Below are 14,115 nucleotides of genomic sequence, written 5' to 3'. Positions count from 1 at the left end.
GTGCTTGCATCCGGGCTCATCCCTGATCATATGCACGCACCAAACCATGCCGTTGCCAAAGCACGTTGGAGATACACATTATTGCGGCTTGCTTTAATGACGACGGCCCTCGCACTTTGCAGTCTGTTGCACTACGCCAAGGCGCAAACATCCGGTGGCCGCGAGGCGACGGAGGCTCATCCTGTGTCGAGTCCCGACGACATCGTCGCCGCGCTGCGCGCGCAATTTCGCCTATCGACTGCCGATTCGTTGAAGATTGCACAAGCCGTCCTCACCGAAGCGGACCGCTATTCGATGTCGCCTGTTCTGCTGTTGTCGGTGATGGCTGTCGAATCCGGCTTCGACCCGCGCGCGGTGAGCGCGGCCGGTGCCCACGGACTGATGCAGATATTGCCCGCCGCCCATCCGCAGGCATTCGCCAGTGTCGAGGAACTCGACGATCCCATCGTCAATATCCGCATCGGCTCGTCGATATTGCGCGATTACCTCGATGCCTCTGGGGGCGACGTCAACGCCGCGCTGTGGCGGTACAGCGGGGGCGGAAAGGGCTATGCGCGCCGCGTGGTCGTCCGTATGCAGCGTTTTGCTCTATTGCTGCGTACGCAAAAGGAATAACGGCCCGCGCTTCGGTCGTCAACCGCTCGCCTTCGGGGCATGAAATATGCGTAGACCGTCGTGCATCCGTATTGGGAGACCGGCATGGACACGCGGCAAATCGAAGAACTGCGTCCGACGCAGATGACCCACGGCGCGCGCGAGGTGCGGGAAAAAGCGCGCCAATACCGATCGCTGAGCGGCCATGACCTGCAAATGGCCATAGCCGAAAAGCCGATACCGATCGTCTGCGGACCGAAAGGCATACCGTTCGCGATCGATCATCACCATGTGGCGGCGGCGCTGTGGCAGGTTGGCGTGCGCTCGGTTCCGGTCGTGCTGGTGCGGGATCTTTCCTCGTACACGTGGGCGTCGTTCTGGCTCAGCATGGAAAACGAACGATGGACCTTTCCGTATGATGCGCAAGGGGTGCGCCGGCCTTTCTCCGACCTGGCGCAGCACGTCTGGGAACTGAAAGACGACGAATATCGAAGCCTCGCGGCAGCGGTCCGCGATGCCGGCGGCTATGAAAAAACCAATGTCCCGCTGGAAGAATTTCGCTGGGCCGACTTCTTCCGCGCGATGTTGCCGCGGCCCGATAGCGACGAAAAGTTCTCGGCTTTGCTCAAGGAAGCCTTGAAGCTGGCAAAGAGCGACTTGGCATTGGGACTGCCGGGCTATCTCGGTCGAAAGGATTGAGCCGGTGGCTCAACTCAATCGTGAGCCACACTGCCCGCCGTCACCAGAAACTGATCCATCAACGAGATCTTCAACGGCTTATTCGCGTCGAGCTTCTTCTTCGCGATCACATACTTCCAGCCATCCCCGTCGCCGGGGTTGCGATAGAACGCGACGACCGCCACATAGTTCGTATCGGCGTGCATCGGTTGCGACAGGCTCGCCGACGCCCCCGGATTCAGCACCGATGCCATGCTAGCCTGCAAATCCTGGGCGAGCAGCGTGCGGTCGTTCTTTAGAAGATCCTCGTACGACGCGCCATCGAACACCTTGCGGTCCTTCAACTGATACACGCGCACCGCGACCGATGTCGCGCGACCGGCGTCGTCGGGGTTCAGCGCTTCGCGCGCGGACAGATCGACGTCGAGCACCTTGATCTGCTTGAAAAACACCGCATGATATGCGCTCGACGACGCGTCCGACACGGCTTGCCATGCGCCGCACGCCGACAGCAGCCCAATGGCCGCAACAGTGGAAACGATAGAACGAAGATTCATCAATAGTCCTTTGGGCGCGTCGTTCATCACGCGGATCAAGTCAGGTACGGATTGGCCGCGGGCTTCGGAAACGCTTGATAAACCCCGAGCGCGACGTTGATCAGGCGTTCGCTCATGGCGGGCAGCACGGTGGTCCAGCCGAGCCGCGGCGCGGGTCCGGCCGATTCCCCGTGGATCGCGGGCAGCGGTGCGACGCGCGACGACATTTCCATATGCAGATGCACGTCGGCCTTCACCCCGACATATAACTGCACGAACGCCATCAACTCGCGATGCAGCCACGCACCCGGCAACAGATCGTGCGCCTGGGCGGCATCGGCCGGGCGCAGGGTCACACGCACCGCCCGGCTGCGATACGCAAGCCGCTTGCCGAGCACATAGCCGCCGCCGAGGCCGCGGCGCGCGCCGTTGTCGTTGGTCGCACCAGCACGAGCGGCCAACGCCGTCAGCGGTTGCGGCTTGCCGACGCGCGCGGGCGCGGGAAAGAACTCATCCACCCGTACATCGACGCCCGGTACCGCGAGCGCGATCACGCCCGCGAGCCCTTCGGGTGTGCGCGTACGCTGGATCAACAGGCCGAGCAACGCGAGCATCCGCGAATCGGGCAAGCCTGCACGTTGCGGCTTGTCGCCCCAGCCGAAGCCGGCGAGGCACAGCAGATTGCGCGAATGCGCATCGCTGCCGCCCGCGCGAAAACTCTCCGGATAGCGGTACTTCTTCCACGCGCGATACAGCAGCGTGACGAAACGGTGATTGAACTGATCGAGAAAGGCTTCGACCACTTCGTGCCCTTCTTCGCGCAGCACGATCTCATCGATCATGTGCGACGGCATCGCCGCGTCGACGCCGTAGAGTCCCATGAAGGTCGTGCGAACAGTCGGCGGCGCGAAAGCGACGAAGGAGTCCGGATCATCGTCGAATTCGACCGCGGCGATCTCGCCCGCCGGAAAACCGGTGCGCGCGCGTGGCCGGAAGCGTACCGGTTCGTGCGCAGGGGTATCGCGCGTGCCGAAGCCTGCATGCTGCGGAACCCGCAATTCGAGCAGCCGGCACAGCTGCATGAAGTTCATCCGCGGCGCGCGCGCGAGCAGCGCGGCGACGAGCGGGTCGAGATTCGGCGGTTCGTTGTGCGCCTCGAAAGCGTTCGCGTATGCACTCATAACGGAGCCCGTTGCGCCTTGCTGCGCGGCCAATCGGTGCGGGTCTGCGATGGCAGGCTCACGATCGATAGCTTCGTGAACAGATTGATCTCCGCATACAGCGCGAAAAAGCGTTGCAGCAATTCGCCGAACAGCATCACGTCGCCCTCGCCCGCGAACGCGTGCGAATCGAGTGTCACCTCGATATGCACGCCGCGCTCGACCGAGCCGCCGGCCACCTCCTCGACTAACTCCTGCGACACCCACAGAATGCCCGCGAGGCGGCGGCGGTTCAGTTCGTCGCTGGTCCAGTCATATAGCGCGAGCGCGCCGCGCAGCACTTCCGCGTTCATCATCGACAGGAAATTCGGCGCGAGATGCGATAGCACACGCCACTGGAAGCGGTCGCCGGTCGGCGGATAGAGCGGCAGCGTCGGCGCGACGAGATTGTTCACGCCGGAGAGGTTCGGCGTGCTCGTCACCAACTCGGCGATGCTCGCTTCGCGCAGGCCCTTGCGTGGCAGCATGCCGTTCGTGCCGGTTACGCGCAGCGACAGGCTTTCCTCGGGCAGCGTATGCATCGTCTCCCAGGCGTGACCGCCGAGCACGACCCACGTCTCATGCAGACCCGCGACGCCGGGCCGCACGCGCGCGTGGAAGTAGCGCTCGGGCGCCTCGTGCCGCAGCATGCCGCCACGATGCCGGAACGTCGCGAACGGCACGTACTCGTAGCGCTCGGCGGTGTCATGATCGAACGCCTCGATCGCATCGACCGAATAGGTCTCGACGTGCTCGCCCTGATGACCAGCGGGCAACACGCGGTATTCGGTTTCGTGATGATCGATCTCGATCGGCTCGGCATCGAGTTCGAACAGGTTGATCACCGGCGTGCAGAAAAGCCGCACGTTTTCCGCGCTGAATCGCTGCTCGGACGGATACGCGCGCTTCAGAACGATCTCCAGTTCGAAGCGCGTCGAGTTGTCCGGCAGCTTCGTCACGTCGAGTCCGCACAGATCGACGAACAGGAATTTCTCGCGGAACGTGAAGTATTCGAGCAGCAACTGGTATCCGGAAAACGCCGCGTCGGCCTTTGGCCACAGCCGCTCGTCGGCAGAGAAACCGGCCGGCTCGATCGTCACGTTGGCGAGCGGCAGCGCTTCGCCATCGCGTACTTCCGGAATGCGCCAGTGGATCGCCTCGACCTCGCGCGTAAGCGCGAGATGCATCGCGAACGCGGTCGGCAGATCGGCATTCAGATACAGCCGCACGCGCGACAGGTCCGTTTCCCTGCGACGCGCGGACTGATCGAGCTCGAAGCCGAGCCGGACGATCGAGCGGCCGTCGTGGCGCACGGTGGGCGCCGCGTGCGTGATCGACAGTGGCTGCAGCGTGACCGGCTGCGTGGTCCGGTACAGACATTGCACGGTCTTCGGCGTCGCGCCCTCGGCGCCTGCCGCGTTCGGCACCGCGATCGGCGCCGAGCGCGCCGGCACGCCGGCCGGCACCAGCTCGGTTCGCTGCAGCTTCTCCGCGAGCGGCAACAGCTCGACGATCGACAGCGACGGAATCATCCGCAGATAGTGCGGCCACAGCAGACTCACGAGGCCTTCGGTCAACTCCGGCAATTCATCGTCGAGCTTCTGCTGAAGACGGCCGGTCAGAAACGCAAAACCTTCGTGCAAGCGCTCGACGTAGGGATCGCGATCGCCGACGCGATCGAGATTCAGCATGCGCGCGCGGTCGGGATGCGCGCTCGCGAATTCCTTGCCTGCCTCGCGCAGGTAGCGCATTTCGGCTTCGTAGTAGCGCAGGATGGGGTCGTCGTGTTCCATGCTTGGTGTTCTTGTCAGAAGGTCAACGCCCGCGCCGGGTCTAGCACGGTCAACTCGGCTTGCAGTTCGCCGATGCGGCGCGCGAGCGCGGGTTTGTCGGCGTCCTTACGGTTGCTCAGCGCCTTCAGCGTTCGCAGCAACTGCTGCTTCACCTCGAACACGAGCGCGGGTTCCCAGCGCGTGAGCGGCAGCGAGCGTGCGCTCGTGTCCAGTTCGGTGAACAGTGCGAGCGCGGTGTCCGCGCGACCTGCGTGATCGGCGAGGCGCGCCATCACTAGCCGCCGCAGATAGCGATGACGGTCTGTCTTGAGGCCCGGCAACGCGTCGAGCCAGGCGAATGCCGCCCCGATGCCGTCCTGTTCCGCGAGGTCGCGCGCCTGTGCTTCGATCTCGGGCCAGTCGCCGGTCGCTTCGTCGTCGCTGCCGGCCGCTACCGGCAGCGGCGCAATACTCTCGCCCGCCTCCAGATTGCGCACCACCGCGTGGCGCGCGATCCATTCGAGGGATACGTCGTCGGCGAACGGCGTGCCGTCGTTGAACGCCAGGCGCTCGATGCCAGGCAAGCGTTCGAGAAACAGCGCGAAATCCCCGCGCAACTGGTCACGCCATGCGCTGTACGGCGCGCCGACGTGATCGAGTGCGACATGCTGGAAATATTGCAGATCGAACCACAGGTGATTGACGCCCTCCAGGAATGCGCCCTCGACGCGTTCGAGCAGCTCATGCCACTGCTTTTGCAGCACGAGCCGCTTCATCTGCTGACGCAGCTCGCCACGCGGCGGCATCAGACGTGTGCGTGATGCCGCATCGACGGGCGGCACTTCGTGCAGCGTGTCCCAGCGAACGGTGCGGACCAGCCGCACAGACGACAGGTAACCGTTCTCCTGGTCGCGTAGCCACAGCGCCATTGAGCGGACCTGGTCGAGCAGGTCGCGCGTCGATGCGATCGATACGTTTGGGCTGCCTGTAAAAGCTGGGCCCGACGCGACGGGTGACGTTGCCGGATCGAGCTCATTACCACGCGACGCTGCGTCGTTCTGCTCGAAGCGCGCGATCAGCGCGGCGAGATTCGGCCGAGCCGCGCCGCTCCACGTGGCCGTACGCGTGACGAGCAGATCTAGCGCGACGATCGCACGTTCGAGGTCGGCCGTCGCGAACTCGCCGCGACGCGCCAGCAGTTCGATGACGCGTGTGGTGGCAACCATCTCGAGCGCGCCCTTCTTCGCCTCGGCGCGCGCGGGGAGCACATTCTCGCCGAAGCGCTCGACGAGCGACGCCGCTAGTTCGAGCCCATCCGCGAAGCCGGAAGGACCGTCCGCGCGCAGACGTGCAACCGCGTAGTAACCGGCGAGACGCAGATCCTTGCCGGTCTCCTTCAGCAACTGCTCGCACGAGCGGACGACCAGGCTGTCGTCGATACCGGAGAGTTTTTGCGTTTCCTCGCGCAACTCGAAGAACAGGTCTTCATAGCCCGGGTCGCGGCCGCAGCCGTGCTCGCCGGGCAGCGGCTGAAGCCATGCGCTCCACGCATCGAGACGCGCGCGTACGCGTTGTTCTTCGTCGCGCGACGGGAACAGCGTCTTCAACAAACTCGACAGCATTTATTCAACCTCCGGCAGCGAACCTTGCGGCAGGCCCACGGCCGCATGCTTCGCCGCGTTGAGCGCCGCGGGCGGCAATGGCGGCGGCAGGTTCGCCTCGGATAGCTTCGGCGCGCTCTTTGGGTTGCCGGTCACGAAGATTCGAGCGGGTAGCTTGAAGTGACGCAGCGAGAGCACTTCGAGCGGGCCCGAGCGAGCCTCGCTGCGCAGCTGTACGCGCAATGGGATGCCCTCGCTCTGGTCGGGCTGCCACGACAGCACATAGCGCGCGGCGTCCTGTTGCGACACCTGAGCGCGTTCGAGTAGACGGATCAGGCCAAAGCGGCCTTGAGCGTCGAGTGCCGAGCGCAAGCCGCCGTGCTCGGTCTGCCATTCGATATGCGACAGGTTTTCGAGCGAATCGCCGGGCCACAGGAATGGCGTCCACTCTTCCTTCTGGTTGAAGTAATGCAGTTCGCGGCCCGACAGCACGAAACGCATGTCGGTGACGCCCGGCGTCGGCACCGCGCGCAATTCGTAGCGCACGTGGGCGTCGCCGGACGGGAACAGCACCGTCGATGCGCGGGTCATTTCGTTCAGTCCGTCGAGGAACGCCGGATCGAGCGTCAATGCGCGGCCGTTTCTCGTGCCCTGCGCGGCGATCCAGCGATCGCCCTGCCGTTCGACCACACCCGCCAGTTGCGTTGTGACGAACTGCGTAATCACGCCTTTGTCGGGGCGCATGAAGCGCGCCATTTCCGGCAGCGATGCGTCATTGTCGGAGTCCGCGAACGGATAACGGCCGCCGAACGCGCCGTCCCAGTCAGCCACGATCGCCGTGCGCCAGAACTCGTTGAGGCTCGCCGCGGCTGGCTGCATCAGTACCTGCCACGTTTGATCGAGCGGCGCCTGGAACAGCCCGCCGAAGCCGGCCCACCGCTCGCCGAGACTCGCGGCAACGCGGCTTGCGTAATCGCGGCTGTCGGCGATGTCCGAGGTCTTGCCCTGCAGCACCGCCTGCGCGGCGATACGCGCCATCGCGTCGGTGTCGGGACTCGACACGATCTGCTCGATCTTCAGACGCATCGCGGTCACGCGTTCGAGATAGCGCGCGACGCTGAGATCGCCGGTCGCGGCCAGTTGCGCGGCGGACTTCGCGTTCGCCCTCGTGACGCCGGACGCTAGATCGCTTCCGGCAAGCCGCAGGATCGGCCCGAACGCGACTGCGAGCGGTGCAAGCGGCGGCTGCGTTTGCTTCGACGGATTTTTTTGGTCTGCGTCGACCAGTTGCTGCGCTTTGCTGACCAGCGTGTCCGACAGCGATTGCGTGCGCGCGCCAGTGCCCGCCTGATAGACGATCGCGTTCATCAGCATCACGAGCGGCGAGCGCTGTGGGTCGCCGAGCAGCGTTAGCTGATCGGCGGTGGCGGACAGCGACGGTGCCGATTGCCAGCGCAGGCTGTTCAGGAACCGCCACCATGCGCGCGCGTAGTCGTCGAAATAGCGCTGACGCAGCTCGGCTTTCAGCGACGACGGCGGCTCGGTTTTGTTTTCGACGTCCGACAGCACCCAGTCGCCCGTGACCTTGCTCTGCTCGCTCGCGTCGTCGATCGCTTTTGCGATGCGCTCCTCCCACGCGGCGCGCGTGAAGACGCCGGGGACCGTGGCCGTGGTGCCGAACAAACCGCGGCTCGATGTGTCGCCGAGCAGCGTCGCGAGCGACACGGGCGGGTATTTGGCTTTGGCGTCGTCGAGGATCTGCTGATAGACCGCGTCGGTCGAGTTCTGGATGCCACGCACGCCGATGATCGTTTGGCGCGTCGCCGAGATCAGACCGCTGTCGGCGACGCTCGCGAGCGACGAGCCGCTTGTCGAGGCACGCTGGCCTAGATGATTCGCGAAGAAGGCGATGGTGTGCTGACGCAGGTCCTCCCATGCGCCGGCCGACAGCGGCGAATTGGCGGGACGCGCGGGTGCGGACGTCGCGGCGAGCTGCGGTGCGAGGAAGGCCGCGACCGCGCGTTGGGGCCTGGCGAGCATCATGTAGGTCTGCAGCGTGTCGTAGGCGGCCTGCACCTCGCCACTGCCGCCGCTTGCAATCTCGGCGTCGGTCAGTGACGCAAGCCGATGCAGCCGCGCCTCCAGCTCCTCGCGGATCGGGCCGACGAGAATGCGGCCGGCGGCGTTTTCATAGCTGGGCCATAGGGCGTCGAGCAACGCGGCGTCACGGTTCAGGCCGAAGCGTGCGAGGCGTGGGGCGCCGTCACGCTGGTGAGATTCGAGCGTGTCGATCTGCCTGTCGAGTGTGTCGAGCGTTTGCATCGATCGGCTTGGGTCGTGTGCTTCCGCGAGCTTCGTTAGCGTATCGGCGGCGGTGTGGATCGTTGTGCGGTTCGTGAAACCCGAGATCATCGTGCCGGTGATCCATAGCGCGATCGCCGCGGAGGCCGTCCACGCGACGGTGGTCGATAGCGAGAAGCCGATGCGGTGACCGTGGAGCTTGCGACTGTGGTCGGCGATGGTTTGCCAGAGCGTGCGGTTTAGGGAGGTGATGCGTTCCGCTTCGGGGTATTCGTCTGCGTTGTCTTTGTCGTCGTCAGGGGTCGCGGGCGGGGCTAGTTCGCGCTCCTTGAAGAGCGGCGCGAACAGAAGGCCGTGGACGGCCTGGCGCCAGTACCTCGAATGCGCGGTCTGCGCGACCAGTCCCGACAACGCGCTGGAATGCCTTTCGATATGTTCCGACAACTCCGCCGGATAGCGATCGTGTTTGTCGTCGGCGAGGCGAAGGACGCCGGCGTCCGCGAGGCGGCGCGTGAGGTTTTGTAGCGAGTCGTCGATGTGGGCCGCATGCACTCGGGCGTTCGACCACGTTAGGCCGATCGCTTCGTCGTCGCCCTTCGGTTCGGTGCTGAAGTCCGTCACGTTGAGCAGATAGGCAGGCGCAGACCAGCGCAGTGCACGCGCGTGGCACGCGAGGCGTTGGGCGAGCGCGTCGGCGTCGAAGGGGGAGTTGGCTGAGCTGCGGTTGCGGGTTATCGCGACGATTGCGTCGATCGGCCGGCGGCGGCGCAGGCGGCGGATTTGGGTGAGCCAGGTGGAATCGAGGGTCGTGCTGGTTTGAGCTGCGTAGAGCAGGACTGTGTTGCCGGTGATGGCGTAGCCGGTTTCGGCGAGGCCGGGAGCGAGGCGTTTTACCAGGGGGAGGTCGCCGGTTAGCAGGAGCCAGCGGTCGCGGTAGCGCCAGTGGCGGCCGTGGAGGGCGCGGAGCGCTTCGCGCAACGCAACAATATTTTCCGGTGCAGTGAAATGCGCTAACGCCGGGTCTTCGCTCGCGCCTCGTGCTCGCTTATTTTTCGAATCGTAGCGGGCGAACCACTGCGACGCGCGCATCGATGCGATCCAGAGCACGACGGCCTCGAAGTACTTCACGAGCATCAGCGCGATGAGCATGCCCGAGAGCAGGCACAATTCGATAATAATTCGTGTCTCTTGCGTCCATCCGTGCGCCGGACCTTCTAGCCAGACGGTCAGACCCAGCGCAACGAATAGAATGCAAATGCCGATGCCGATAAAAAGGGCTACGGGTTCAGACTTGTGTTCACTCATGCTTGTTTTCTGCACACCAGCGCGATCAGGTCGCGGTTTTCCTGCGTAAGAACGAGTTGGGGATCGCCGGTTCGCGCGGCGAATTCTGCTGCGAGTGCGGTGGCTAACCATCCCCCCGCCTCTCCGCAATCCCCAACGGTGGTTCTCAAGTCAATCCGGGATTTGTTTCCGTCGATTTGGGACGATGACCTGATTGCGACCTCCATATCCGGTGAAATTCCGTGACTCCAGAGAGCGCCAACATTCGCCGACGTGGCTTTTCCCCAACGCATCGCGTTTTCGAGCGTCTCGCCTATGGAATTGGCCCGACCACGTGCGGGGCGATGTAACAGCAACGCACTGGACTCCGGCTTCTTCTCAGCGATGATTGGATGTCCCAACAGTAATGCGACGCCCGCCTCAGCATCACCGTCCTGCAAGCGCTCGCTTACAGCTTCGCGCAATTGAACCGCGACCAGCAGATGAACGACACCCGGCCTCATGCTGTCGAGTAGCGCATCCGTACGGAACACCGAGGACGGCTCTGTCGACGGTTTTGCGATCATTCGCAAACCCGGGAACTTGCCGATGACAAGTTTCTCGAGTCTGTCGGAAACGTCGATGGTCTCGAGGGCGCAGTACGAAACTGCTTCAAAATGAAGCGTTGTGCCCGCAGAAAGAGCTGCGAACTGCGGCGACAGATCTTCGATCAACTCGGCCAGAAGCCAGTTGCAGACCACACGATGGCGGGAATATTCCGTGAGTTCGTTTCCGGAATGGACCTCCTGATTCGGGATTTCTATCCAGCGTGCGTCAACATCGGTATTCGGCTTGGCTCCGCTTGTCCGAGTTTTCAACCTAAGGCTACCATCGACAACACCCTGAACATCATTCTCATCGCGATTAGCCGAGAAACGCCACGTATGACCTATCAGCGCGAGTGGCACGCTGGCAACGGCGTGGCATCTTTCCATCTCGCAGTCGCTCACGTGATTCACCGCCAGTGCCTCACTGCGTCGCGCATGTAGATAACCAAGACGTAGGCACAGCAAAAATGTCCATGAAAGCATCGGATAGCCGACTAGACAGAACCAAAACCAGATCGGATTGGTTGATCTGCCTTGCGGCCAGAGAACAAGTGTTAGTGCGGCACCAAAACAAAGGAGGACGACTAGAAGCGCAGTCCAAACCAGTTTTGATAGTTGTGGAGGCGCAGGTACAGCCATCCGCGGCGGTACGCGAGCGAAGTCGATTGGCATTCGTTTATCTGACTGTCGCACCATCCGAAAGGGCAATGAGGACGCTTCCGCACTGAGTCTTGTCTCCATCTCGTGAAAGCGGTGTGCCACCATCCTTGATGCTGCTGCTTCCTTCCACGATTGCGTTGTCGCCGTGAATTGGACACGAGACGAGATCTCCGACGCGGGCCGCGCGGCGCCCCTTGACTTTGATTCGATCCGAGCCGGTTAGGATTTTTCCTCCGTGACTCGTGCTGTCGCCTTCGTATGCTAATTTTTTCATTCAGTTCATCTGTACAATTAGATGTAGTCAAAAAATTTGTCGCGCCGCCCTAATGCAAATCGAAATCAGAAGGCAAGGCCTGGTTTATTCCATCAAAGACCCCTTCTTGGAAAAGCTTTTGTACCTCGAAGCTCGACACTCCCTATCAAAAATAACCTGTCCATTCTTTAACACGTACAACCGTCCCCATCAAACCGAAGTACAACTTATGTATACACCGTATTTGCAAACCACGCATGCTGCTCTCCCAGATGCCGGAAATTGCGAATATTTTATTAGGGGGAGCGTCTATTTCTGGATACACAAACACATGGCTCTTTTCCATACTTATATTTCACGCATCATTCACTTGGACGATAATTAATTTTTTTGCACTATCATACAGATGATAAGTATATCGATCCCGAGAAAATGCCCTCTGCCTGAGCAGATCCAAAAAATGAAGTCACTTTATTATATCGATCCAGACCATCAGCGTAGCTATTCTGTGCGCATTCACAATCTCTGTGCCACCCGAGCGTCCTAGTTATCGATGCCGTCTACCGTGGCGAGTGTTGTTATCCCTCTGAATGCTCGAGGGCTGAACTGCTGATACGTCCCGTCGTCGCATGTATGGTTGGAAATCGTCTTTCCATCCCTTTTAACATAAATTCCACTCGGAAATCCTTGATATAGCACATATTGATAGTGGCCAGAGTTGAATTTTAGATGCGAAAAATTCACACTCCCCTCACGGATATCACTCAACGAAAACCATTTTCGAGGAGAAAATGGATTTTTCGGGAATTCTATTTCCATTTTATCTGCCTTTCCAAAACGATACTGCACATACCCGTTGTCAGGCGAGATATTTCCTGACGCGCAGATCGACATTATCTTTCCATTGGTTTGACAACTGAAATAAACCTCCTCTTGAGGATAACAAAGCGTAACCTCGTCAGCCCTCACACCAATACCAAACAAAATTAATCCAGCAACGAAGATTCTCTTTACAAACCTGATCAGATTGCAATCCGTAATCAATTGAAATCTCCTTTTCTCCATATTTCATTGAGATTGGCAACACGCTCCGCGTAACTATAGAGATAGATTTTGATAATCCGGTCGACAGTTTTCGAAATCCATTCTCTTTACTGAAATGTCCGCGCGTCCAAACTGTCTCAGGCGTCGTTTGACGTGATCGCAACACAAAGAGCAAGCAGTTTCACCGGTGCTGGGTGCAACCAACAGCACAGCCGGATTTGCCATGATTTTTCTTATTTGGAAGCCATAAGACTGTCGTCGCCTCAATGAAATCATTTGTAGCCCCATTCGACAAGCTGACGTCTTACCGCTGATGCGTTCCTATATTTGTAAGTTACCCGTTTCCCTTCACGGGTGCCGTCGAAACCAACGCCGAAACGTTTTGTCAGTACGCTGTCCTCTTTCAACTTCGTCAATAAGCCGCCGGCCTTTTCGATCTGTTCGTCGTAGACAAATACCTGATAGATGCTTCCGCCAGTTCCGATGGACGGACTGTCAGCAGCCCATGTCACTATGATGAAAAGCTTCTTCGGCCTTCTTCCACTCACAAACACGCTTTTGATTTCCGGGCTGACTCCGCCCTCTGCTTCATACAGATCGACCGGAATGCGCCCTGTTTCCGTAGTACCTGTTAGATATGCTCGTACTCCGTCTCCGTCCTGGCTCGGCGCCGCACAGAACTCTATAGTCGTTCCATCGCCCAAAAAGGGGATGTGGTAGCTCTTTTGTTCGATCGCACTTGATATACTCGGACAGAAAAAAGTTAGACACAAACTCAGAATGAACGCGTGCACAAACGTTGCTGAAACGAAGCTTCTCATCGACTAATCTCACTGAAAATTCCGTTGTCCCATATGATATGGAAGTTGTTTTTTCGCGCGCGGTAGCTGTCCGTGTGAAGATTTATAATTTTTGTTATCCGATCGACTACGTCATCGGTGTGCCCCATGTCAGCTATCTCTGGCAGATGGCTGGAAATCCAGAAGTAGATTGCTGAACGCACCGCGTATCTCATTTCCGATATCAAATCAGGGTTAGCAATGAAATCAACGTCGTCGCGCGCCCACAAAGTCGGATAAAAACTCTGGAAGCCAGCATAATTGGCTCTTCCGGTAAGTTGCTTGAGTCCTCTGCCTCTGAACCGCCAACCGTCACCACTCGCGATGGAACCATTTCCAATTTTGTTCGCGTAGGCACGGTTTGCTATTTCTTCTGGCTGAGCCAAGTGCGACGCAGTTCTTCCATACAACTCAGCTTCGTCCGGATGTGCTGAGAAATATGAAAACTTTTGTGACAATACGTACGACCGATAGTTGAGATTCTCCGAAGTGTTAAGAGCGGTGCCTGCCTCTTGCCGGATTTGGGCAAAGAAGTGTGACAGCCGGAGTGGAGAACCAAGCTTGTAGTCCTCCAAGCGGGGATTGAGTTCATCCGCCACAATCTGCAACTGATCGGTCGATGCTTCTGTAAAGATGCGCTTAAGAGCGGCTAACACAACCTGGACATCAAGCCATAGGTTTCGTATCCTGGGCGCATGTCCAGAAGAAAAATCAGCAACGAACTGTGGGCGGCGCTGGAACTGTTGATTCCGGCATTTACGCCGTCA

The 14,115-nt window shown here is 60.3% G+C and carries 12 protein-coding genes; 2 read left to right on the top strand and 10 right to left on the bottom strand.

Annotated features, from left to right (window positions below; translation table 11 throughout):
* On the top strand, window positions 1-615 hold the full coding sequence (locus VSR82_RS35860) for a transglycosylase SLT domain-containing protein (protein ID WP_429455740.1): 615 nt from the start codon (window positions 1-3) through the stop codon (window positions 613-615).
* 84 nt (window positions 616-699) lie between these two features.
* Entirely contained in the window at window positions 700-1,293 is a 594-nt protein-coding gene (locus tag VSR82_RS35855; RefSeq protein WP_368581706.1) for a ParB-like protein, read from the top strand.
* Between the two features lie 14 nt (window positions 1,294-1,307).
* On the opposite strand, the gene tssJ is transcribed toward VSR82_RS35855, so the two are convergent.
* The 10 genes from tssJ to VSR82_RS35805 all read right to left on the bottom strand — a co-directional run bounded on the left by tssJ (window position 1,308) and on the right by VSR82_RS35805 (window position 14,004).
* Complete coding sequence (gene tssJ, locus VSR82_RS35850) at window positions 1,308-1,829, bottom strand: type VI secretion system lipoprotein TssJ (protein WP_429455741.1); 522 nt, start codon at window positions 1,827-1,829, stop codon at window positions 1,308-1,310.
* 35 nt (window positions 1,830-1,864) lie between these two features.
* Entirely contained in the window at window positions 1,865-2,989 is a 1,125-nt protein-coding gene (tssG, locus tag VSR82_RS35845) for a type VI secretion system baseplate subunit TssG (protein WP_429455742.1), read from the bottom strand.
* On the bottom strand, window positions 2,986-4,800 hold the full coding sequence (gene tssF, locus VSR82_RS35840) for a type VI secretion system baseplate subunit TssF (protein ID WP_498858534.1): 1,815 nt from the start codon (window positions 4,798-4,800) through the stop codon (window positions 2,986-2,988). The genes tssG and tssF overlap by 4 nt, the downstream gene beginning before the upstream one ends.
* A 14-nt stretch (window positions 4,801-4,814) precedes the next feature.
* Window positions 4,815-6,401, bottom strand: coding sequence for a type VI secretion system protein TssA (gene tssA, locus VSR82_RS35835; protein ID WP_498858533.1), 1,587 nt, complete (start codon window positions 6,399-6,401; stop codon window positions 4,815-4,817).
* A complete protein-coding gene (locus VSR82_RS35830) occupies window positions 6,402-9,986 on the bottom strand; it encodes an ImcF-related family protein (RefSeq protein WP_498858532.1) in 3,585 nt (1,194 codons plus the stop codon).
* Complete coding sequence (locus VSR82_RS35825; protein ID WP_498858531.1) at window positions 9,983-11,224, bottom strand: KPHS_23130 family T6SS system protein; 1,242 nt, start codon at window positions 11,222-11,224, stop codon at window positions 9,983-9,985. The genes VSR82_RS35830 and VSR82_RS35825 overlap by 4 nt, the downstream gene beginning before the upstream one ends.
* 4 nt (window positions 11,225-11,228) lie before the next feature.
* Entirely contained in the window at window positions 11,229-11,486 is a 258-nt protein-coding gene (locus VSR82_RS35820; protein ID WP_498858530.1) for a PAAR domain-containing protein, read from the bottom strand.
* A 522-nt stretch (window positions 11,487-12,008) separates the two neighbouring features.
* Window positions 12,009-12,509: a hypothetical protein gene (locus tag VSR82_RS35815; RefSeq protein ID WP_498858529.1), complete on the bottom strand. Its 501-nt coding sequence runs from the start codon at window positions 12,507-12,509 to the stop codon at window positions 12,009-12,011.
* 272 nt (window positions 12,510-12,781) lie between these two features.
* A complete protein-coding gene (locus VSR82_RS35810) occupies window positions 12,782-13,330 on the bottom strand; it encodes a hypothetical protein (protein WP_410849402.1) in 549 nt (182 codons plus the stop codon).
* Entirely contained in the window at window positions 13,327-14,004 is a 678-nt protein-coding gene (locus tag VSR82_RS35805) for a glycoside hydrolase family 19 protein (protein ID WP_498858528.1), read from the bottom strand. Before VSR82_RS35805 ends, VSR82_RS35810 begins: the two co-directional genes overlap by 4 nt.
* Between the last annotated feature and the right edge of the window lie 111 nt (window positions 14,005-14,115).

Origin of the sequence: Burkholderia sp. JPY481 (genome assembly GCF_038900515.1) — a bacterium.
GTDB lineage: Bacteria > Pseudomonadota > Gammaproteobacteria > Burkholderiales > Burkholderiaceae > Paraburkholderia > Paraburkholderia youngii.
Note: the sequence above shows the minus strand (reverse complement) of the source record. Positions and strands in the feature narration are given on the sequence as shown.

Bases quoted from the DNA above. Each gene is read 5' to 3' on its own strand.
- VSR82_RS35810 (WP_410849402.1), bottom strand. From the start codon at position 13,330: ATGAGAAGCTTCGTTTCAGCAACGTTTGTGCACGCGTTCATTCTGAGT.
- tssF (WP_498858534.1), bottom strand. From the start codon at position 4,800: ATGGAACACGACGACCCCATCCTGCGCTACTACGAAGCCGAAATGCGC.
- VSR82_RS35855 (WP_368581706.1), top strand. From the start codon at position 700: ATGGACACGCGGCAAATCGAAGAACTGCGTCCGACGCAGATGACCCAC.
- tssJ (WP_429455741.1), bottom strand. From the start codon at position 1,829: ATGAATCTTCGTTCTATCGTTTCCACTGTTGCGGCCATTGGGCTGCTG.
- tssG (WP_429455742.1), bottom strand. From the start codon at position 2,989: ATGAGTGCATACGCGAACGCTTTCGAGGCGCACAACGAACCGCCGAAT.
- tssA (WP_498858533.1), bottom strand. From the start codon at position 6,401: ATGCTGTCGAGTTTGTTGAAGACGCTGTTCCCGTCGCGCGACGAAGAA.
- VSR82_RS35825 (WP_498858531.1), bottom strand. From the start codon at position 11,224: ATGCCAATCGACTTCGCTCGCGTACCGCCGCGGATGGCTGTACCTGCG.
- VSR82_RS35820 (WP_498858530.1), bottom strand. From the start codon at position 11,486: ATGAAAAAATTAGCATACGAAGGCGACAGCACGAGTCACGGAGGAAAA.
- VSR82_RS35830 (WP_498858532.1), bottom strand. From the start codon at position 9,986: ATGAGTGAACACAAGTCTGAACCCGTAGCCCTTTTTATCGGCATCGGC.